Origin of the sequence: Bradyrhizobium lablabi, from assembly GCF_018129385.1 — a bacterium.
In the GTDB taxonomy this organism is placed as follows: Bacteria; Pseudomonadota; Alphaproteobacteria; order Rhizobiales; family Xanthobacteraceae; genus Bradyrhizobium; species Bradyrhizobium lablabi_C.
In genome coordinates this window covers 1-20,392 of sequence record NZ_JAFCLN010000025.1, presented here as the reverse complement: position 1 = coordinate 20,392, position 20,392 = coordinate 1, and the positions used below count along the sequence as shown (strand labels likewise).

The following is a 20,392-nucleotide window of genomic DNA, read 5'->3' as shown; positions in this document are numbered from 1 at the left end:
ACTGCGGGACAGCCCGGAAGCATTCCGGCTTCAACACGATAACAACCTGTTGCGTGCCGGAACCCGGCGGCCCCGGCATGACTTGGTCCAGCCACGGATGATCCCGTGCTGGCAGGAACAGGCTCAGGCGGCTCAAAAAGGTGCAAAATGGCATCGCCGCGGATGATCGGAAACATCATTGCGATAGCCGCAATCGCCGTTGCGATTGCCGCGATTGCTGTCGTGTGGCGGCCGGCGATTGCCACGATCGATCCGCCGGCGCCGCAGTCCTTCGACAGCGCCCTCGTCAAGCGCGGCCGCGACCTTGCGGCGATCGGCAATTGCAGCAGTTGCCACACGCTGCGCGGGGAAAAGGACTTTGCCGGCGGCGTCGCGGTGCCGACGCCGTTCGGCACCGTCTATTCCTCGAACATCACCCCGGATCCCGAGACCGGAATCGGCCGCTGGTCCGAAGCCGCGTTCCGCCGCGCCATGCAGTCAGGCATCGACCGCGACGGCCGGCATCTCTATCCGACCTTTCCCTATGATCACTTCACCAATGTTTCCGACCAGGACAATCGCGCGCTCTACGCCTATTTGATGACGCGGCAACCCGCTCATGCCCCTGCGCGCGAGAATCAATTGTCGTTTCCGTTCAATCAGCGCGTCCTGGTCGCCGGCTGGAAGCTGCTGTTCCTGCGCCACGGCACCTACCAGGTGGACCCGGAGCAAAGCGCTGAATGGAATCACGGCGCGTACCTAGTCGAGGGGCTGGCGCATTGCGGCTCCTGCCACACTCCGCGCAACGCGCTGGGTGCGGAAAAGGCCCGCGTGCCGTTTGCCGGCGCCGACGTCGACAACTGGCACGCTTACGCAATCAACAATCAGTCGCCCGCGCCGGTGCCGTGGAATGCGGAGGCGCTGTTTGAATATCTCCGTCGGGGCTGGCATTCCGAGCACGGCGTCGCGCGCGGTCCGATGGCGGAGGTCGTCAGAAATCTGTCTGAAGTGCCCGCGAGCGATGTCCGCGCGATCGCAACCTATATGGCCGACATGTTCGGCGCGCCGACAGCCGAGCGCAAGCGCCGCGGCGACGAGCTGCTGGCGCAGGCCGGTTCACGTTCGCCGCAAGCGCCACCTGCCAACGGCAATGCGGCGGGCGCATCGCTATACGCCGCGACTTGCGCGCCATGCCACGCCGCCGGCCGGGCGCCACCCTATGGCGGGATCGATCTTGCGCTCTCCACCGCCCTCAGCGCTCCCGACGCGCGCAACGCCGCCAACATCGTGCTGTCGGGCATCCGTCCCGAGCAAGGCGAAGCCAGCCCGATCATGCCCGGCTTCGCCGACAGTATGAGCGACGACCAGATCGCGGCGCTGCTGAACTATTTGCGCGCACAGTTCAGCCACCGGCCGCCATGGACGGATGTAACCGGAACGGTACGGGATGCGAGACGAACCCAGACCGTATCCCTGCCAAATCCGCCCGCCGACACAACGCAGCGAGACAAGCCATGATGACATTGAAGGTCAATGGTCAGGACCACCAGGTCGACGCCGATCCCGATACGCCGCTGCTGTATGTCCTGCGCGACGATCTCAAGCTCAACGCCGCCAAATTCGGCTGCGGACTCGGCCAATGCGGATCCTGCACCGTCATCGTCGACGGCAAGGCCGTGCTGTCCTGCGTCACGCCGCTGCTGCTGCTGGAGGGCAAGAAGGTCACCACGCTTGAGGGGTTGGGCAGCATCGAAGCGCCGGCCCCGATCCAGCGCGCCTTCATCGAGGAGCAGGCGGCGCAATGCGGCTATTGCATCGCCGGGATGATGATGCGGGCGCAGGCCCTGCTACAGCGCAATCCGAAACCGACCGACGAGCAGATCAGAGCCGAGCTCGAGATCAATCTCTGCCGCTGCGGCACCCATATGCGCATTCTCCGCGCCGTGCATCGCGCGGGCCGGCTGATGCAGACCGCCGATGCTTCACCTGCCAAGGGATCTATCCAAGAGGGATCTATCCAAGGGAGCATGCCATGAACGGCCCCGTCAGTCTCAATCGCCGCAGCGTGCTTGCAGGCGGCGGCGCTCTGATTGTCAGCTTCTCGCTTCGTGGCGCATTCGCGCAGGACCAGAGCGCGCCGCCGGCGCCGAAGCCGCCCGGCAGCCTGGCGCAGACGCCGTTTCTCGATTCCTGGCTTCGCATCGATGCCGACGGCGCGATCACGGCCTTCACCGGCAAGGCAGAACTCGGCCAGGGTTTTAAGACCGCGTTCCAGCAGATCGCGGCGGAGGAGCTCGACGTGCCCTTCGAGTCCGTGAACGTCGTGACCGCCGACACAAGCCGCACCGCCAACGAAGGCTATACCTCCGGCAGCAACTCGATGAAGAACAGCGGCACCGCCGTCCAGAACGCGGCGGCGCAGGTTCGCGAACTTCTGGTCGCGCAGGCAGCGCGCCGTCTCGATCTGCCGGTCGAAGCCTTGAAGACCGGTGGCGGCGCCGTCATCGCCCCCGACGGCCGACGGCTCGGTTACGGCGAACTGGTCGCCGGCGAGATGTTTCACGTGCAGGCGCAGCCCAAGTCGAGGTTGAAGGATCCGGCGACCTATCAGGTCATGGGCCGGCCGGTACCGCGCGTGGATATTCCGGCCAAGGTCACCGGCGGCGCCGCCTATATTCAGGACATGCGGCTGTCCGGCATGGTGCACGCGCGCGTGGTGCGGCCACCCGGCTATGGCGCGGAATTGATCGGGTACGATGCCGCTGCAATCGAAAAAATGCCCGGCGTGGTGAGGATCGTCCGTGACGGCAACTTCCTCGCCGTCGTCGCCGGCAAGGAATATCAGGCTGTCAAGGCGATGGTCGCATTGGCTGCCGCGGCCAAATGGCGTGAGACGGCGCGGCTGCCGAAGCAGGATGATCTGCCAGGCGTGCTGACCGGCCTGCCGTCAGAAGACACGACCATCTACCAGCAGAGCGATCCGTCCGCAGTCGTCGCGGCGCTTACGATCGAGGCCACTTTCACCCGCCCCTACCAGGCCCACGGATCGATCGGACCGTCCTGCGCGGTGGCGCAATGGCTCGACGACCGCATGACGGTGTGGAGCCACACCCAGGGCGTCTATCCGGACCGCGCGGGCATTGCGGAGATGCTGCGGGTGCCGCCGGCCAGCGTGCGGCTGATCCACGTAGAGGGCTCCGGGTGTTACGGCCACAACGGCGCCGACGACGCCGCAGCCGACGCAGCGCTGATCGCGCGCGCGTTGCCCGGCGTGCCGGTTCGCCTGCAATGGATGCGCGAACAGGAACACGCTTGGGAGCCGTTCGGTCCGGCGATGGTGACCCGGTTGAAGGCCTCGCTCGACGGCGATGGCGCGATATCGGACTGGAATTTCGAAGTATGGAGCAACACCCATTCGATGCGGCCGGGTGGCGCGGGCGCGATGCTGGCGGCCCAGCACATTGCCCAGCCGTTCGCGCCGCCGGCGCCCAAGCCGCTTCCGCTCCCGGACGGCGGCGGCGATCGCAACGCCATACCGATCTACAAATTCCCGAATGCAAAGGTCGTGCATCATTTTATCCCGGCGATGCCCCTGCGCATTTCCGCGCTGCGCGCGCTCGGCGCCTATCACAACGTGTTCTCGGCCGAGAGTTTCATGGACGAATTGGCGGCGGCGGCCGGCGCCGATCCGGTCGAATTCCGCCTGAAGCATCTTGACGACAGGCGCGGACGCGACGCGATCGAAAAGGCGGCGCAAGCTTTCGGATGGCGGAAGGGCCAGAAGGCGCCGCCCGGCCGCGGCTACGGCTTTGCCTTCGCGCGCTACAAAAATCACGCCGCCTATTGCGCAATCGCGAGCGAGGTCGAGGTGAACCGGCAGACCGGCCGGGCGCGCCTGATCCGCGCGGTAGCCGCGGTCGACAGCGGCCAGGTGGTCAATCCGGACGGGCTGGTCAACCAGATCGAGGGTGCGATCCTGCAATCGATGAGCTGGACGCTCTACGAAAGCGTCACGTTCGATGATACCAGGATCACCAGCATCGACTGGCAGACCTATCCCATCCTGCGCTTCGACGCGGTGCCCGAAAAGGTCGACGTGCACATCATCAACCGCCCCGGCCAGCCGTTCCTGGGAAGCGGCGAGACCGGCCAGGGCCCAGCCGCCGCCTCGATTGCCAATGCCATCGCCAGCGCCACCGGAAAACGGCTGCGCGATTTGCCCCTGACGCGAAAGCGGATCAAGGACGCGATCGACGCGTGAGGATCGCTGGCGGCGCGGCGCGTCAAATGGAATCGTTCTAAACTGGGTAATGGAATCGCTCTAAATCGCAACCTTCGCGACATCGCGTCGCGCACGAAGATTGCTTCCACTGCGCTACTGGATCGGCATCCCCTCACCCGCCGCCGGAGCGCCTCATATGAATCTTCGCAGCATCACTGCCACCGCCATGGTGCTCTCGTCTCTCGCGACGACGTCGGCGTTCGCGCAAGGTGAAGTCAACGTCTACACCTATCGCGAGACAAAGCTGATCCAGCCGCTGTTCGACGCCTTCACCAAGGACACCGGCATCAAGGTCAATGTGGTCTCGGCAAGCTCCGGCCTCGAGCAGCGCATGAAGGCGGAGGGCGCGAGCAGCCCGGCCGACGTGCTGCTGACGGTCGATCTCGGCCGCCTCGACGACGCCGTGAAGGCCGGGGTGACCCAACCGATCAAGTCGGTGGCGATCGACGAGATCGTGCCACCGCAATACCGCGATCCGGACGGCCAGTGGGCCGGTATTTCGATGCGCGCGCGCGTGATCTACGCCTCGAAGGATCGCGTCAAGCAGGACAAGATCACTTACGAAGAACTCGCCGACCCCAAGTGGAAGGGCAAGATCTGCATCCGTTCCGGCCAGCACATCTACAATAATGGGCTGTTCGCGGCCTATGCGGCCAAGTACGGCGAGGCCAAGGCCGAGGAATGGCTGAAGGGCGTGAAGGCCAATCTGGCGCAAAAACCCTCCGGCGGCGACCGCGAAGCCGCGCGCGACGTTGCGGCGGGAAAATGCGACATCGGCATCGGCAACACCTATTACTGGGCGCTGATGATGAACAACGATCCCGAGAAAAAGCCGTGGGCGGAAGCGACCAAGGTGATCTTGCCGACCTTCGAAGGCGGCGGTACCCACGTCAATCTCTCCGGCGTGCTGCTCGCCAGGCACGCGCCGAACAAGGATAACGCCGTGAAGCTGATCGAGTGGCTTGTCGGCGAAAAGGCGCAGCAGATCTATGCCGATTCCAATTACGAATACCCGATCCGAGCCGGCGTCGCCGTCAACCCGACGATTGCCGGTTACGGCAAGCTGGTCGCCGACCCGATCCCGATTGCCAGGATCGTCGCCAACCGCAAGTCCGCCGCGACGCTGGTCGACAAGGTCGGTTTTGACAATTGATGCTGCCAGGCTGAGGCGCGCTTCCCTCTCCCGCCCTGGCGGCGGGAAGCGGCTGCGGATATCGCCGGCCGGCGATCTCGCGTGAACCGAAACCGCCACGCCGGGCGGATGGTCGCCGTCGTCGCCGTGGCCACCGCCATCATGGTGGCCGCGCCGGTGATCTCCATCGTCGCGCTCGCGATGCAGCCGGCGCCGGAAGTGTGGCGCGACCTCATCGACTATGTGCTGCCGCGCGCCGTGCTGGACACCGCCTTGCTGCTCGGCGGCGTCGCCGCGTTTGCGCTGCTGGCCGGCGCCGGCACGGCCTGGCTGATGTCGATGTATGATTTTCGCGGGCGTGGCCTCTTGCTGTGGCTGCTGCCGTTGCCGCTGGCGATCCCGACCTATCTTGCCGCCTACGTCTATGTCGACCTGTTCGAGCCGCTCGGCCTCGTGCATCGCACGCTGGCGCTGTGGCTTCCCCTGCCGGATGCGGTCCGCCTGCTGCCGAACTTGCGCTCGCTGCCTGGCGCGATCGCGATTCTCGGCCTCGTGCTCTACCCTTACGTCTATCTCTCGGCACGCGCGATGTTCCAGTTTCAAAGCGCCGAATATGTCGAGGCCGCGCGTACCCTCGGCGCCAAAAGATGGACCGTGTTCTGGCGCGTCTCGCTGCCGATGGCACGGCCGGCGCTGGCGGTCGGCACAGCCCTGGTGGCGCTGGAGACGCTCAACGATATCGGCGCCAGCGAATATCTCGGCGTGCGCACGCTGACGGTTTCGATCTTCACCACCTGGCTCAACCGCGGAAGCCTCGCGGGGGCCGCGCAGCTTTCCTGCCTGATGCTGGCAACCGTCGCCTGCCTGATAGCGCTCGAGCGCTACGGAAGGCGCAACGCGACGACGGAATTTTCCGCGGAAAGTCCCCGCCTGCAACCGCGTACGACGCTTACCGGCGCAACAGCGGGAGCGGTGTTCGCCGCATGCCTGCTTCCGGTCCTGCTCGGCTTCGTGGTGCCGCTGCTGTTCCTCGCGCACCAGAGTTTCAAGCGCGGCCTGCTGGCGAATTTCGACGTCTCGTTGTGGCGCGATGCGTTCAACTCGGTCGCGTTCGCGACCCTTGCCACACTGGCCGCGCTGCTGCTTGCGTTCGCGACCATTCTGGCCTGGCGCTGGCGGCCGAACGCCTTGCGCCTTGCCGCGATGAACGTCTCGCAAACCGGCTACGCATTGCCGGGCCTGGTGCTGGCGATCGGCCTGCTCACGCCGGTGCTCGCGGTCGACCACGCCGTCAACGCGCTCGCCGGATGGGCCGGCCGTTCGCTGCCGGGATTGATCATCGTGGGCTCGGGCGCGGCGGTGGTGATCGCCTACGTCATCCGCTTCCTCGCGGTGCCGACCGGCTTGATCAAATCGGGCTTCGAGCGAATTCCGCGCGACTATGACGACAGCGCGCGTGCGGCCGGCGCCGGGCAAGCGACCACGATGCGCCTGATCCATCTGCCGCTGCTGCGGCCGGCGATGCTGGGGGCCGTCATCATCGTGTTCGTCGACTGCCTGAAGGAATTGCCGGCGACGCTCTTGCTGCGGCCGCTCAACGTGGAGACGCTAGCGACCTCGATCTACCAGTTCGCCAGCCGCGGCAGCTTTGAGGAAGGCGCGCTCGCCGCCCTGCTGATCATCGCCGCCAGCATCGGCCCGGTGGCGTGGCTGACACGATTTTCGGACATGCCGAACGGGCCGGCGTAAGGGAGCCGCGTCGCAGCTCACCGCTGCGCGGAGACCAGCAGCATCATCGGGCGCTGCAACTCCTCCGCAAGAGATGGATTTTCCGCGATCTGGTCGGCCGTCGGGGCAAATTCCTCGACATGACGAACAGTGAATCCGGCGCCAATCAGCGTATTCAACGTTGTCCCGATCATACGGTGATATTTCAGCACGCCTTCGGTGAACCAGTCCGTGCGACGCCTACCCTCTTCGGCGTAACGGTTGACCGGCCAGGTCCTGCGGCCATCCTTGTCCGTCCACCAGTGCGGGTGCGTTGCCGCCATGTAGATCGGGTGCTCGATCGTGAAAACGAAAAGCGCCCCGGGAACAAGCGAGCGATGCACCCTCCTCACCAGCCGTCCAAAATCCTCGATGTAGTGGAAAGCAAGCGCGCTGTAGGCAAGGTCGAACGATGCATCAGGAAGTTCGAGACCTTCGAGATCTGCAATCCTGTACTCGATCGCGGCGTCGGCAGTATCGGCCTTCGCGCGAGCAATCATTTTTTCGGAAAGATCGATTCCAAGAACCGATGTGGCGCCCTCGGCCCGCGCCCATCGCGCAAACCAGCCAAAGCCGCAGCCGAGATCGAGGACATGCTTACCGGCCAGAGCCGGGAGCATCGCGCGGATCGCCGGCCATTCCGGCGCCCCGGCGAGCCCCTGCACCTGCCGTGGCAACTGGCTGTAGCCTGCGAAGAATGCAGGATCATCGTAGATGTTCTGTGCCATAGGTCTCACCGCATGGAAATCTTTGGGCTGGATACATTCGATATCAGCGCGCACCAGCCGTTCGCTAGATAGCTCGCACAAACCGCCGAAAGCCCGGCGAGCCTGTCAGCACCTCGAAGGCCGGGTCGCGCTTCTCCTCCGCGAAGACAAAGCCGGCCCTGGCATAGCTGCGCTCCGCCGCCTCATTGCCGATCAGGAACGAGATCGACGCGCGCGAAAACCCCGCTTGCTTGCCCGCCGCCAGCGCCTGCGCGATCAGCGCCTGCACCAGTCCGCGCCCGCGATACTCGGGTAGCGTCGCGACATGCTCGATCAGCCATTCGCCCTCGCCGCCCTGCACCCAGCACCTCGCTCCATAGGCGCCGCGCCGGAAGATTTCCGTGAGATCGCCGGCGCCCATCCCGATCGCCGCCGCGACCTCCTTGATCGCCGCCCGTGCGGCAGCCTCGGTGCCGGCGGCAGGCAGTGCGCAGAGCGAAGCCGCAGGCCTTCCCTCGACCTCGGCGACGATGAACTTTGAGACGTGCCACCACGATGGCGTTGGCGCAAGCGCGATGCACTCGACGAACGAAAGACATTGCGGCTCATCCCAGCCGAGCGCGATGTCGAACCAGCCGCGCGGGAACGGGCCGCGCTGCGAGGCCAGGATGTTGCGGGCGATGAACCTGGCGTCTTCGGGGTGTGCCGGGCGGATCGTGGGCGACGATCCCGCCATCGGCGTCAGGCGTTCTTCAGCGCGACACGGAATTCGGCTTCGGTCTTCGCCTTCACCTCGTCGAGCGTGACGCCGTCGGCGAGCTCGATCAGCGCCATGCCATCCTTGCCGTGCTTGTCGATGGTGAATACGGCGAGATCCGTCACGACCATGTCGACCACCCGCTCGCCGGTCAGCGGCAGGTTGCACTTCTTCAGAAGTTTTGGACCGTCCTTGGCGGAGTGCTCCATCACGACGACGACGCGCTTGACGCCGGCAACGAGGTCCATCGCGCCGCCCATGCCCTTCACCATCTTGCCGGGAATCATCCAGTTGGCGAGATCGCCGTTCTGCGCCACCTGCATCGCGCCGAGGATCGACAGATCGATGTGCCCGCCGCGCACCATGGCGAAGGAATCGGCCGAGGAGAAATAGCTGGTGTCGGGCAGTTCGCTGACCGTCTGCTTGCCGGCGTTGATGAGGTCGGCATCCACCTCGTCCTCATACGGAAACGGACCCATGCCGAGCATGCCGTTCTCGCTCTGGAGGCTGACGTCGATGCCTTGCGGGATGTAGTTCGACACCAGCGTCGGGATGCCGATGCCGAGATTGACGTAATAGCCGTCGCGCAATTCCTTTGCGGCGCGCGCTGCCATCTGTTCGCGGGTCCAGGCCATCTGAGCCTCCTTTGATTGATGTTTACGCCGCGGGCCGCGGGCGGGTGTTGCGGAACTCGATGCGCTTCGTGCCGGTGCCGACTTCGACGATGCGCTTCACGAAAATGCCGGGCGTGTGGATGTGATCCGGATTGAGCTCGCCGGCCGGCACCAGATGCTCGACCTCAGCCACCGTGATTTTCGCGGCGGTCGCCATCATCGGGTTAAAGTTGCGCGCGGTCTTGCGGTAGATCAGGTTGCCGGCGGTGTCGCCCTTCCAGGCGTGCACGATCGCAAGGTCGGCGAACAGGCCGCGCTCCATGATGTATTTTTCGCCGTCGAATTCCTTCACTTCCTTGCCTTCGGCGATCAGCGTGCCGACACCGGTCTTGGTGTAGAAGGCGGGAATGCCGGCGCCGCCCGCGCGGATGCGCTCGGCCAGCGTGCCCTGCGGGTTGAATTCGAGTTCCAGCTCCCCGGCAAGATATTGCTGGGCGAACAGCTTGTTCTCGCCGACATAGGACGAGATCATCTTCTTGATCTGCCGGGTCTCGAGCAGGCGGCTCAGCCCGATACCGTCGACGCCGGCATTGTTGGAAACCACGGTCAGTCCCTTGACGCCGGAATCGCGGATCGCATCCGACAGGGTCTCGGCGATGCCACACAGGCCGAATCCGCCCGACATGATCATCATGCCGTCCTTCAAAATGCCTGACAGTGCCGATTTGGCGTCGGGATAGACCTTGTTCATGGGAAAATCTGACCTGATGGAGGGAGGTGTTTGCCGGGTCCGGATTGCGGGGATTATTAGGCGAAATCTTCGCAACGCGTCAATGATGGGCATATGCCCGTTTGCGCGGCAAACTGGCCTTGAAAGGGACAAGAAAACCCTTCAAGTTGCGGGGGTTGGCGCGGGCGGATGGACCCGGATACGGTTGGCGCGCCGCCCTTTCTTTGACAACGAACCGACGACATCAAACTGAATATGTCACCGACGATGGCCCAAGGAATAAGGCGCCTGGCGATGCCGGTTGCGGCATTTTTCGGCGTAGCCCTGATCGGCCTGATCGCGACGTCGTGGTTCCTCAACCGGGATGCCCTGCAAAAGGCCGTCGAGGCGCAGATCCGCGCCGTCACCGGGCTCGACCTCGTCGTGAAGGGCAAGATCGACATCTCGGTATTCCCGGCCAGCTACGTCTCCTTCCATGACGTCGGATTGAAGGGCGGCGGCACCTCCGATCCGGCGCTGCATGTCGACGTGCTGACGGCGAATTTGCGCCTGGTGCCGTTGCTGCTGCGGCGGTTCGAAATCTCCGACGTCATGATGCTGCGCCCGGCCATTCACGTGGTGCGCGACGGCAACGGCGAGAGCAACTGGACGCCGTTCGTCGAGACCATCGTGCGCACCATGAAGCCCGGCGCGGAGAACCAGGTGTCGTTCTCGGAAATCCGCATCCAGGACGGCGTGCTCAACTATCGCGACGCGGGCGGCGAGGCGACCGAGAAATTCGCCGACATCGACCTGTCGCTGGCATGGCCGTCGATCTCGCGCTCCTTTGCCGCGACCGGACAGTTCGACTGGCGCGGCGAGCGCGTCGACGGCTCGATCAGCGCCAGCGATTTCGTGGCGCTGCTGTCGGGCGACCGTTCCGGGCTGAAGGCGCGGCTCACCTCCGCGCCGCTGAAACTCGCCTTCGACGGCAATGTCGCCAACCGCACCAGCCTGATGATGGAAGGCACGGTGACGGTCGACTCGCTGTCGCTGCGCAACGCCTTGCGCTGGACCGGCCAGCCGCCGCCGGGCAGCGGTGGTTTCGGCCGCTTCGCGCTGAAGGCGCGCGCCAATGTGGTGGGCGGCTCGGTGGCGCTCACCAACGTCAATGTCGAGCTCGACGGCAACGTCGCCGAGGGCGTGATGACGTTCAACAACAGCGGCCGCCAGACCCTACAGGCGACGCTGGCTGCCGGCGCGCTCGACTTCACGCCTTACATCTCGACCTTCCGCCTGCTGGCGAGCGGCCAGCGCGACTGGAACCGGCAGTTGTTCGATCTCAACGCGCTGTCCGCCACCGATCTCGACATGCGCCTGTCGGCGGCAAAGGTCACGGTCGGCGCCACGAAACTCGGCCGCACCGCGTTCGGCGCGAATTTGCGCGGCGGCGCGCTGGCGCTCAGCATCGGCGAAGCGCAGATGTATGGCGGCATCGTCAAAGGCTCGTTCGGCGTCGCCCGTTCCGATGCGGTGGCCGACGTGAAAGCGCAATTCCAGTTCAACGACGTCGACCTCCAGGCCTGCGCTTCCGAACTGTTCGGCATCACAAAGCTCTCCGGCCGCGGCAATTTCAATGTCTCGCTGGTGGCATCCGGCGCGAGCCCGTTCGGCCTTGCGCAATCGCTTGACGGCACCGCCATGCTGACCGGCCATGACGGCGCGATCTCCGGCTTCAATGTCGAGCAACTGCTCAAGCGCCTGGAGCGGCGCCCACTCTCGGGCGGCGGCAATTTCCGGCAGGGTTCGACGCCCTACGACAATCTCACCGTCGCACTGAAATTCGCCGACGGCATCGCCACCGCCGAGGACATCCGCCTCGAGGGCCCGACTGCCAAGCTGACACTGACCGGCACGGCCTCCGTTCCCTCGCGCGAATACGACATGAAGGGCGTTGCCAGCCTGATTTCCGCGCCGAGCGGCGCCGCCGGCTTCGAGCTGCCCTTCGTGGTGCAGGGCCCGTGGGACGATCCTCTGATCTTCCCCGATCCGGAAAGCCTGATCCGCCGCTCACCGGCCACCGCACCGCTGCTCGATGCCGTCAAGGATCGCAAGGCGCGCGACGCCGTGAAGTCGGTGATCGAGCGCTTCACCGGCGGCCCGCTGCGACCGGCGGCGCCGGATGCTCCAGCGGCCGTCGAGGCAGGCAAGACGAACTAGCGATCTCGCGCAACTCGCGACGCCAATCCAGACCCGAGAACTTGTCTCTTCGCACAAGCCACAAACAAATGGCCCCGCCGAAGCGGGGCCAAGTCGTGTTTGTTTACAAGTCGTGTTTGTTTATCGGTTGGGCGTCGTGTTCTGCGCCGGCGGATTCGTGCTCGAGCCGGTGCCCGGGGACTGCGCCGGCGCCGCGTTCTGGTTCGCCGGTGCAGGGCTGTTGCTGCCTTGCTGCTGAGGCGTGGTTTGGCCCGCCGTGTTCGGCTGAGCGGGAGGCGCCTGGCCGGTGGTCGTCGATGGCTGCTGGTTCGGCTGCGAAGGCGCGTTGGCGGCCTGACCGGTGCCCTGCTGAGCAGGAGACTGGCCGGCGGCATTCTGCTGGCTCGGCGCCTGCTGCTGACCGCTTTGCCCCTGCTGCCCCGTCGTTGCAGCCTGCCCCTGCTGGCTCGTCGTGGCCTGTCCCTGCTGACCCGTTGTCGAAGATTGGGTTAGATTGAGACTCTGGCTTGTCTGCGCGCTGAGCCGGTTGGACACGCCAAGCGAAGTCACGGTCCGCGTATCGATGCTGCCACTGACCTCAATGCCCTGCTGACGCTGGAACGTCACCAGCGCTTCGCGCGTCTGCGGTCCGAAGACACCATCGGCTTCGCCGGTCAGAAGACCACGCTCGATCAAGACGCGCTGCACGACGCGAATATCGTCGGGCGGAAGGTCGGCTACCGCGACGCCGCCGATGCTGCCGCCGCTGCTGCTGCCGGTGGCATGGCCGCTGAAACGCGTCCGCGGGCCGGCGGGAACGACGTCCACGATGCGCCGCTCGCGGTCGACGAACACGATCTCGTCTTCCACCACGAAGAAGCTGTAGTCGCGGTAGGCAGGGAACGTGTCAATCAGCACCGGATAGGTTGACGCCGACACGATCGAGACGCTCGAGGGCACAGCCACGCCGGTCCGGACCTGGAAGTTGACCGAATTGACGTTGACGTGCGGCGCGTTGTTCGCGTGCAGCACCGACTGTTGCAGAGTCGTCTGCTGCTGCGCGGTCAGGTTCGCGCCGGCTTGGGTCCGGATCTGGGTGTTGCCCGCCGTCGTGCTCTGGTTCTGGCCGGTCGCGGTATTCTGACCCTGGGCAGGCGTGTTGGTCTGGCTCTGGTTGACGTTCTGCCCCTGTCCGGTCCGTTGCTGGCCGGTGCCGGAGGTCTGGCTTCGATCCCGTTCGGTCTGGCCCGGCGCAGTCGAACCGCTCTGGTTCTTGCCGGCCGGCTGCTGCGCCTGTTGGTTGCCGGACTTACCCTTGTCCTGATCCTTGTCGCGGGTTCGATCGTCCGATCGCCGCGTTTCGTCGCGGTCCGACCGTCCCTGGCCCGCGGTCTGACCCTTCTGATCTTCCCGCTGTGCGCGGTCGGTGTCCCGCTGTCGCTGTTCCTTGCTCGACTCGCGCTGCTCCTTGCCGGCCTGTGAACCCTCGGCGCGACCGCTGTCCCGCGCGCCAGACTCTTCACGCTGGGCACGTCCGGACTCGGCGCGTCCGCCTTCCCTCGATTCAGAGGCACGACCCAGCGATTCCGGGCTTCGGCCCTGTGTCATGCCTTCACTGCGGTCGGAGCCGCGGCCTTGCGTCATTCCTTCACTGCGGGACGAGCCGCTCGAACCCGGCGACATGGCTCCGCCGGAGTGACCGCCGGCGCCTGAGGACATGCCCTTCTCGCTTCCACCGCTTGTTCCTGCACCGCCACCCATTCCCTGCGCCGTCGCAAGACTGACTCCGGCCAGCAATGCTGCCGTCGTCACCAAAAATCTGCTCTTCATCATCCTGGTTGTCATGATGTCCTTCTCCTCCGCTCTTGCTTGATCTTCACCAACGCACGTCGGCGCTTGCGACATGCGAACATCCAAACAGAACAGAGTGCCGATGCTATCGTTCCGTCAGCGAGATCATCTGCGTCGAAAGGCCATCGCACTTTTCAATCAGCTTCTTGCAGCACCGCACCAGCGTCGAGCAGCATCATCAAGCAGACGTGCGGAACGTAGATGCGATGCGTGATCAAATTTTGCAGGCAAGCAGGCAGAAGCATTGAACTGCCGCGTTGCTAATTGCGCGCACTCTCAACCGGCATGGTTGTTTATGGTTGCAAGGGGAACGCCGGAACACGGAACATGTAATGCGCGTTCATCAGCGCGCACGCACTCATGCGGCGTTCCCCGCTGCCTGCGGGTACGGCGTTGACCTAACCGGGTCTTGCGCCACGTCGGGAAAAACCGGCAACGATCAACGCATCCAAGGAGAGTGCGTTCCAATAACGGCGGCCATTTCGAAAGTTCGAACTTCTTCGGGCCGGACCGAAAGAGATGCTGCATGCAGCCCGGGATGGCCGAACTGCAAGCAACAATGTGCCGGCTGCGTAAGCCTTGACGGCGCCCACTCGGAACTTGTTCCGTTTTCTTTTGTGCCGCAGCGTTAGAACCGCCGACGCGTTGCGGTGAAAACATCAAAATCCCATTTCATTGACGCGATTGCCGTCATCGATAGTATCGATACAGGGAATTGCCCCGCCGGAAGTTTGCCGCATGCGATCAGAGAGAGCACCAGCGTCCCAACATGCGCCCCAGCGCATGACGCCGCGCTGCTTCTCCGCGGCCACCGGCGCCTGTCGTTAGTCCGCTCAGACTTAAAGAACACACTTCCGAAATCAGATGGGAACACCGGTCCAGCCGGTGAATGAGCAGACATGACTCAAGCGTACATCATTGAAATCGACAGCCGCACCGCGGGCATTGTCGCACGAAACGAGCGGGCATTCCGTTTCTTCTCCTCCGACCGCGCCTTCGACCGCCTCGAGGGCCGCGAATTCGCGTCCGCGCGAGACGCCGAACGTGCCGCGAAAGCGCTGCTGCGTGAACGCCGCGATCCGGCGGGCAAATCACATTGTCCATCGACCTACTGACTCCTCATCCATCCATTCACAGCATGGAGAACACCATGATCGACCGTCGCCATTTTCATGCGCTATCCGCCGGCCTGCTGCTTGGCATCGCCAGCGGATTCGACGTACAGGCGCAAGCCAATAAGACGTTCCGCGTTGCGTTCCAGAAAGGCGCCGGCAACCTCATCTTCCTGAAGGAGCGCGGCATCCTCGAGCGCAAGCTCGCACCGCTGGGATGGACGGTGACCTGGACCGAGTTTCAGGCCGGACCTCAACTTCTCGAATCACTCAACGTTGGCGCCACCGATTTCGGCCTCGTCGGCGAAGCCCCGCCGATCTTCGCGCAAGCCGCCGGCGCCAACATCGTCTATGCGGGCTTTGAGCCGGCCTCGCCGAAGAACGAAGCGATCATCGTGCCCAGGGACAGCCCGCTCAAGACCGTGACCGATCTCAAGGGCAAGCGCGTCGCGCTCAACAAGGGATCGAATGTCAGTTATCTGATCGTACGGGCGCTCGAGGCCAACGGGCTGACCTACGCCGATATCGTTCCCGCCTATCTCGCTCCCGCCGATGCGCGCGCGGCATTCGAACGTGGCGCCGTCGATGCCTGGGTGATCTGGGACCCTTACTACGCGGCCGCGGAACTAAGTCTCGGCGCCAGGCTCGTTGCCGACGGGACCGGCCTTGCGCCGAACGTATCCTTCTACATGGCCTCGCGGCCGATTGCGGAGCGCAACACCGATATCCTGAAGGCGGTGCTCGCCACGGTCGACGAGATCGACGTCTGGATCAGGGATAACCGCAAGCAATATGCGCTCGAACTCGCGCCAAAGGTGGGACTGCCGCCGGAGGTCATCGAACGCGCGGTCAATCGCGCCGAAATCGGCGCACGTCCCATCGATGATGCGACGCTCGAGGCTCAACAGAAGATCGCGGATGTGTTCACCAGGCTGAAGCTCATTCCAGAGTCGCTGAATGTGGCGGAAGCTGCGTGGAAGGTTGGCCTCTGACGCCCGTCCACCATGCGAAGCGGACCAGCGGCTAATTGCCTGCGGTGATTCCGCGCTCCCGGATGACGGCTCCGAACCGTTTGGAATCCTCGCGGGCCCGTTCGCCGAACGCCTCGGGCGACATGACCGCGGGCACATTGCCAACGGCCATGATGCGGTCCTTCAAGGCGGCAGTGGCCAGCGCGCGGCTGATTTCCATATTCAAGCGCGTGACGATGTCACGTGGCGTGCCGGCGGGCGCGTAAACGCCAAAAACAGCATCCGCGTCAAAGCCGGTGAGGCCGAGCTCTTCCAGCGTCGGCACGTCAGGGAGTTGCGGCGAGCGCTGCGGACTTCCGATCGCAATGGCGCGCAGCTTGCCGGCCTTCACGTGTTCGATGGCGATGCCGGGATCGAACAGGAAGTCGATCTGGCCTGCCAGCAGGTCGTTGAGCGCCGGTGCGGCGCCGCGATAGGGGACATGTACCGCGTCGGTCGCCGTCATCTTCTTGAGCAATTCCGTCGCAAGGTGCGGCGAGCTGCCGATGCCGGGCGATCCGAAGTTGCGTTTCCCCGGGTTGGCCTTGAGGTCGGCAATGAAGGCTTTGAAATCCTGCGCCGGATGCTCGGTCCGAACCACGAGATAGAACGGGACGCGCGCGACCGAAGCGACGGGAATGAGATCCTTGGCCGGGTCGAAGGCCATGCTGGCATAGAGATGCGGATTGATCGCCACCATCGAGCCTGACGACATCAGCAGGGTGTACCCATCAGGCGCCGCTCGAGCCACCATCTCACCACCGATATTTCCGTTGGCGCCGCCCTTGTTCTCGATCACCACCGGCTGTCCCAGTGGTTCGCTGAGGGACTGACCTATCAGGCGCCCCAGCACGTCAGCCGCCCCTCCCGGCGGAAAGTTGACGACAAGGCGAATGGGATTTGCAGGCCATGTTTGCGCCAGCGCCGTGGAAGTCAGGCCCGCGACCAAGGCGAACGCGATGATCATTGCCCTCATGCTTGTCTCCCTGGCTTGTAGCACTGGATCAGCCGATCTGCGCCCGGCGCATCAGCGGAATCACTTCCTCGCCAAACAGGGCCATCGATTCGCGGCGCCGAGGCGAAGCAGCCCTGCCCAGTATCGCGAGAAGATGACCTGCCCCGCACTTGCGGCACTGCTCGATGATTTGTTCGGCGACTTGCGCCGGCGTGCCGGCGATATAGTCGTCGTCGTGCAGCGAAAACCCGGCTCCGGCCTTTGGCGCATCAAGCAATGAGGTTGCGCGATCGACGACGCGCGGGTCGCCGGCCACGACTTTCAGCGTGATCGCCTTGGCCGCCCGCGCCTCTTCCCGCGCCGCTTCGGCGTCGCGTGAAATGGAGATATTACGCCGGATGGCGAGTTGATCGGGACCGGCCGGTACGTCCAGCCGGGCACACTCGGTTCGATACGCGTCGAAGATTTCCGAGATGCGAGGGACGGATTCGAAGCCGGTGCAAATTTTCGATCGCCGTTGCGCCGATTTCTGCGCCGAACCGGTGCTGACGACCGTCGTCCATTTCGGCGGGGAGGACTGCCGGAAAACCCCCGGCGTCAGGCTGAGGTTTTCGAGCTTCCAGTACTTTCCGCTGTGGTTGACGACCGGGTTCACAAGCGCGGCATCGAGTATTTCCAAAGCCTCGTTGAACCGCTCACGGGCTTCCTCCATCCCAAGGCCGATCCGCGCCAACTCCTGGGGCACACCGGCCGCAAAGCCGATTTCGAGCCGCCCGTTTGTCAGATGGTCGAGCATCGCCAGTTCTTCGAGGACGCGCCACGGCTGATAGAACGGCACGACCAGTCCCATCGTTCCCAGCCGCAGCCGGCTGGTTTGTCGAGCGATCGCGGCGATCAGGAGATTGGGAGAGGGGCTCAACGAGAGGCCAAAATGATGCTCGCTGAAGAATATTCCCTCGAACCCCAGCCGTTCGGCCTCCAGCCAGAATACGTGCCCTTCGTCGAACGCGGCAGTCACGGCACCGGACAGCGACTTTCCATCTCCGGCAGCCGGAGCCTGCATGAACTCGAAGATCCATGGCTTGATCAAAGTGCTTCCCCCGGGGATGGCCGTTTCTTGATTGGTGGCTTCTTGAACGAGGTATTCTCAATGGGATTTTGAAATTTGAAAAATCAATTGTATTGATCCCTGATATTTACGCTATGGATGTCAGCTCATGCGTTTTGAAGGTCTGGACCTCAATCTTCTGATCGCGCTCGATGCAATCCTCGAAGAACGCAGCGTCATGGCAGCCAGCCGGCGCCTTCATCTCAGCCAGCCGGCGATGAGCGCCGCCATCAAGAGATTACGCCAGTATTTCAACGACGAGATTTTCACGATTTCACAGCGCAAGCTGGTGCCGACGCCGTTGGCGCAATCGCTGGAAAAGCCGACGCGGGACATCCTGCTGCGTATCCGCGCCAATCTGATCTCGCCGCCGAAATTCGACCCGGCGAGCTCGGAGCGTCGTTTCCGGCTGGTCGTTTCCGATTATGCGAGCATCGTCCTGATGCATGCCGTAATGAAGCGTGTCTACCGGATTGCCCCGCATGTCTGTCTCGAAATCCTTCCCTTCAGCGACCGCGTCGCCGAGCAGCTTCAGCGTGGAGAGGTCGATTTTGTCGTCATTCCCGACACGGGTCTGATCGAGGGCCATCCGAGCGAACGCCTGTTTGCGGACGAATTCTGCTGTGTCGCCTGGAGCGGAAGCCGCAAGATCGGGCGTTCGATCTCGCTCGGTCGTTATCTTCAGCTCGGGCACATCACGGCACAGCTCGGGCCCATTCGCGGCCTGTCCTTTGATGAACGAGCGTTGGTCCAGCTAGGCTACAAGCGCCGCATCGAGGTCATCGCTCCGAACTTTACCGCGATGGCTGCCATGGTGATCGGAACAGACCGCGTCGCAACGATGCACCATCGTCTTGCCGCGATCTTCGCGAGAAATTTCCCGCTAAAACTGCTGCGTGCGCCGGTACGCATCCCGGCTTTTCGCGAGGCCCTGCAATGGCCGGCATCATTTCACATGGATCCTGCGCTGGCGTGGCTGCGCAAGATCATCATCGACGTGGCCGCGGAGGTCGATCGGACACCGGCGGCGCAAATGCGGATCGGATAGCAGCGGCTGGAATTGTCCGTCGTCAGACTGTAAGCAGACGTCGCCGGGATCGGCAAACGGCGAAGATCGCGAGGGGCGCATGACTGAATCAAATCTGATCGACCGGTTGACAATCCGCGACCTCGTCGAGAACTGGGCAGTGTGGCGCGATGCCGGCGACTGGGACCGGTTCAGGACGGTCTGGCACGACGACGGCTATATGTGTGCGACCTGGTTCCAGGGCGCAGCGCCGGATTTCATCCGGGTCAGCAAGGAGGGCTGGGAGAAAGGCGTCAGCATCCTCCATTTCCTCGGCGGCACATCTATCGATCTCGATGGCGATCGCGCCATCGCACAAACCAAAATGACGATCTCGCAACGCGCCGCCGTCCATGACGTCACCTGCGACATCGTCTGCACCGGACGCTTTTACGATTTTCTGGAAAAGCGCGTGGGCACCTGGGGCGTCGTTCTGCGGCAACCGATCTATGAGAAAGATCGGCTCGATCCGGTCGATCCCTCCGCCCAACTCGGGTTGGACGCTGAAAAGCTGAAAGGATTTCCCGTCGGCTATCGTCATCTGGCCTACGCGCAGGAAGCCATCGGTTATCGCGTCAAACGCGACATGCCCGGCTTGACGGGGCCCAAGGTTGAGGAACTCTACAGCCATGGGCGAGCCTGGCTGAGTGGAGAGCTCGCTGATGGCGCTGCGTTACGGCAGGCCCGCGGCATCTCCTGACACAAAGAGCGGTCAACAGAACCAAGGCTCTTGCGCCAGCTCTCCGTCATGCCCGGCCTCGTGCCGGGCACCCACTTGGGACAAGCCCGACGGAACCTGGCTCCAAGGTCCGGGCAAATCACCTTCTGATTTTCAGAAGAAATGTCAAGACCCGAAATAAAAAATATTCCTCTTGTCAATTTCGGCAAATCAGAATTATAACAGCGACACCTCATCCCCGAGGAGGGGCGTTGGCCATCGCCACCAAACGTTGGGATGGGATGCGGTGGACGCGCTTGTTCAGCAGACGACTGAGCAAGGGCGTACGGCGAAGTCGTGTGGTCCTGGCGCCGCGACGCTGGCGTTAAGTCGGTGGGAGCAATCCCGCAGGCGATGGTGACAACAAGCCCGCTCACCAGGGAGAGCGCGATATAAGCCGTAAAGCCATTGCGCAGGGGATGTCGG

General features: G+C 63.9%; 17 protein-coding genes. 10 read left to right on the top strand and 7 right to left on the bottom strand.

The features are described 5' to 3' along the window. Nucleotides 1-147 precede the first annotated feature (147 nt). From JQ628_RS30940 to JQ628_RS30920, 5 genes are all read left to right on the top strand, one after another. Nucleotides 148-1,497 (top strand): cytochrome c, encoded by a 1,350-nt coding sequence (locus tag JQ628_RS30940; RefSeq protein ID WP_212229337.1) that lies wholly within the window; start codon nucleotides 148-150, stop codon nucleotides 1,495-1,497. Then, nucleotides 1,494-2,015 (top strand): (2Fe-2S)-binding protein, encoded by a 522-nt coding sequence (locus JQ628_RS30935; RefSeq protein WP_212229328.1) that lies wholly within the window; start codon nucleotides 1,494-1,496, stop codon nucleotides 2,013-2,015. The genes JQ628_RS30940 and JQ628_RS30935 overlap by 4 nt, the downstream gene beginning before the upstream one ends. After that, nucleotides 2,012-4,240, top strand: coding sequence for a xanthine dehydrogenase family protein molybdopterin-binding subunit (locus tag JQ628_RS30930; RefSeq protein ID WP_212229326.1), 2,229 nt, complete (start codon nucleotides 2,012-2,014; stop codon nucleotides 4,238-4,240). The genes JQ628_RS30935 and JQ628_RS30930 overlap by 4 nt, the downstream gene beginning before the upstream one ends. A gap of 187 nt (nucleotides 4,241-4,427) precedes the next feature. After that, nucleotides 4,428-5,414 (top strand): Fe(3+) ABC transporter substrate-binding protein, encoded by a 987-nt coding sequence (locus JQ628_RS30925; protein ID WP_249128640.1) that lies wholly within the window; start codon nucleotides 4,428-4,430, stop codon nucleotides 5,412-5,414. Nucleotides 5,415-5,522: 108 nt separating this feature from the next. Further along, entirely contained in the window at nucleotides 5,523-7,142 is a 1,620-nt protein-coding gene (locus tag JQ628_RS30920; RefSeq protein WP_212229554.1) for an ABC transporter permease, read from the top strand. Between the two features lie 17 nt (nucleotides 7,143-7,159). Here the strand turns inward: JQ628_RS30920 and JQ628_RS30915 are convergent, their stop codons facing one another. The 4 genes from JQ628_RS30915 to JQ628_RS30900 form a co-directional block, all read right to left on the bottom strand. Next, nucleotides 7,160-7,888, bottom strand: coding sequence for a class I SAM-dependent methyltransferase (locus tag JQ628_RS30915; protein ID WP_212229552.1), 729 nt, complete (start codon nucleotides 7,886-7,888; stop codon nucleotides 7,160-7,162). A 64-nt stretch (nucleotides 7,889-7,952) separates the two neighbouring features. Next, a complete protein-coding gene (locus JQ628_RS30910; protein WP_212229322.1) occupies nucleotides 7,953-8,603 on the bottom strand; it encodes a GNAT family N-acetyltransferase in 651 nt (216 codons plus the stop codon). A gap of 5 nt (nucleotides 8,604-8,608) precedes the next feature. After that, on the bottom strand, nucleotides 8,609-9,259 hold the full coding sequence (locus JQ628_RS30905; RefSeq protein ID WP_212229320.1) for a 3-oxoacid CoA-transferase subunit B: 651 nt from the start codon (nucleotides 9,257-9,259) through the stop codon (nucleotides 8,609-8,611). 22 nt (nucleotides 9,260-9,281) lie between these two features. Next, the gene (locus JQ628_RS30900) at nucleotides 9,282-9,989 is read right to left on the bottom strand and encodes a CoA transferase subunit A (RefSeq protein WP_212229318.1); all 708 of its coding nucleotides are present in this window, start codon (nucleotides 9,987-9,989) and stop codon (nucleotides 9,282-9,284) included. Nucleotides 9,990-10,235: 246 nt separating this feature from the next. On the opposite strand from JQ628_RS30900, the gene JQ628_RS30895 reads away from it, so the two are divergent. Then, nucleotides 10,236-12,167 carry an AsmA family protein gene (locus JQ628_RS30895; protein ID WP_212229316.1) on the top strand — a complete coding sequence of 644 codons (1,932 nt, stop codon included), beginning with the start codon at nucleotides 10,236-10,238 and terminating at the stop codon, nucleotides 12,165-12,167. Between the two features lie 120 nt (nucleotides 12,168-12,287). Here JQ628_RS30895 and JQ628_RS30890 read toward each other — a convergent pair whose 3' ends face one another. Next, a complete protein-coding gene (locus JQ628_RS30890; protein WP_249128632.1) occupies nucleotides 12,288-14,051 on the bottom strand; it encodes a peptidoglycan-binding protein in 1,764 nt (587 codons plus the stop codon). An 845-nt stretch (nucleotides 14,052-14,896) separates the two neighbouring features. Here JQ628_RS30890 and JQ628_RS30885 point away from each other — a divergent pair. Together JQ628_RS30885 and JQ628_RS30880 are read left to right on the top strand one after the other, a co-directional pair. Further along, a complete protein-coding gene (locus JQ628_RS30885) occupies nucleotides 14,897-15,112 on the top strand; it encodes a hypothetical protein (RefSeq protein ID WP_212229307.1) in 216 nt (71 codons plus the stop codon). 35 nt (nucleotides 15,113-15,147) lie between these two features. Next, on the top strand, nucleotides 15,148-16,101 hold the full coding sequence (locus tag JQ628_RS30880) for a sulfonate ABC transporter substrate-binding protein (RefSeq protein WP_212229305.1): 954 nt from the start codon (nucleotides 15,148-15,150) through the stop codon (nucleotides 16,099-16,101). A 31-nt stretch (nucleotides 16,102-16,132) separates the two neighbouring features. Here JQ628_RS30880 and JQ628_RS30875 read toward each other — a convergent pair whose 3' ends face one another. Both JQ628_RS30875 and JQ628_RS30870 read right to left on the bottom strand, forming a co-directional pair. Beyond that, a complete protein-coding gene (locus JQ628_RS30875) occupies nucleotides 16,133-17,095 on the bottom strand; it encodes a Bug family tripartite tricarboxylate transporter substrate binding protein (RefSeq protein WP_212229303.1) in 963 nt (320 codons plus the stop codon). 28 nt (nucleotides 17,096-17,123) lie between these two features. Further along, nucleotides 17,124-18,164, bottom strand: coding sequence for an LLM class flavin-dependent oxidoreductase (locus JQ628_RS30870; protein ID WP_212229299.1), 1,041 nt, complete (start codon nucleotides 18,162-18,164; stop codon nucleotides 17,124-17,126). 127 nt (nucleotides 18,165-18,291) lie between these two features. On the opposite strand from JQ628_RS30870, the gene JQ628_RS30865 reads away from it, so the two are divergent. Next, nucleotides 18,292-19,230 carry a LysR family transcriptional regulator gene (locus JQ628_RS30865; protein ID WP_212229298.1) on the top strand — a complete coding sequence of 313 codons (939 nt, stop codon included), beginning with the start codon at nucleotides 18,292-18,294 and terminating at the stop codon, nucleotides 19,228-19,230. 79 nt (nucleotides 19,231-19,309) lie between these two features. Continuing rightward, nucleotides 19,310-19,948, top strand: a complete 639-nt coding sequence (locus JQ628_RS30860; RefSeq protein ID WP_212229296.1) for a nuclear transport factor 2 family protein — start codon at nucleotides 19,310-19,312, stop codon at nucleotides 19,946-19,948. The last annotated feature ends 444 nt before the right edge of the window (nucleotides 19,949-20,392 follow it).

Bases quoted from the DNA above. Each gene is read 5' to 3' on its own strand.
- JQ628_RS30890 (WP_249128632.1), bottom strand. From the start codon at position 14,051: ATGTCGCAAGCGCCGACGTGCGTTGGTGAAGATCAAGCAAGAGCGGAG.
- JQ628_RS30860 (WP_212229296.1), top strand. From the start codon at position 19,310: ATGACTGAATCAAATCTGATCGACCGGTTGACAATCCGCGACCTCGTC.
- JQ628_RS30865 (WP_212229298.1), top strand. From the start codon at position 18,292: ATGCGTTTTGAAGGTCTGGACCTCAATCTTCTGATCGCGCTCGATGCA.
- JQ628_RS30900 (WP_212229318.1), bottom strand. From the start codon at position 9,989: ATGAACAAGGTCTATCCCGACGCCAAATCGGCACTGTCAGGCATTTTG.
- JQ628_RS30905 (WP_212229320.1), bottom strand. From the start codon at position 9,259: ATGGCCTGGACCCGCGAACAGATGGCAGCGCGCGCCGCAAAGGAATTG.
- JQ628_RS30940 (WP_212229337.1), top strand. From the start codon at position 148: ATGGCATCGCCGCGGATGATCGGAAACATCATTGCGATAGCCGCAATC.
- JQ628_RS30930 (WP_212229326.1), top strand. From the start codon at position 2,012: ATGAACGGCCCCGTCAGTCTCAATCGCCGCAGCGTGCTTGCAGGCGGC.
- JQ628_RS30895 (WP_212229316.1), top strand. From the start codon at position 10,236: ATGGCCCAAGGAATAAGGCGCCTGGCGATGCCGGTTGCGGCATTTTTC.
- JQ628_RS30880 (WP_212229305.1), top strand. From the start codon at position 15,148: ATGATCGACCGTCGCCATTTTCATGCGCTATCCGCCGGCCTGCTGCTT.
- JQ628_RS30935 (WP_212229328.1), top strand. From the start codon at position 1,494: ATGATGACATTGAAGGTCAATGGTCAGGACCACCAGGTCGACGCCGAT.
- JQ628_RS30885 (WP_212229307.1), top strand. From the start codon at position 14,897: ATGACTCAAGCGTACATCATTGAAATCGACAGCCGCACCGCGGGCATT.
- JQ628_RS30920 (WP_212229554.1), top strand. From the start codon at position 5,523: ATGGTCGCCGTCGTCGCCGTGGCCACCGCCATCATGGTGGCCGCGCCG.
- JQ628_RS30925 (WP_249128640.1), top strand. From the start codon at position 4,428: ATGGTGCTCTCGTCTCTCGCGACGACGTCGGCGTTCGCGCAAGGTGAA.
- JQ628_RS30915 (WP_212229552.1), bottom strand. From the start codon at position 7,888: ATGGCACAGAACATCTACGATGATCCTGCATTCTTCGCAGGCTACAGC.
- JQ628_RS30910 (WP_212229322.1), bottom strand. From the start codon at position 8,603: ATGGCGGGATCGTCGCCCACGATCCGCCCGGCACACCCCGAAGACGCC.
- JQ628_RS30875 (WP_212229303.1), bottom strand. From the start codon at position 17,095: ATGAGGGCAATGATCATCGCGTTCGCCTTGGTCGCGGGCCTGACTTCC.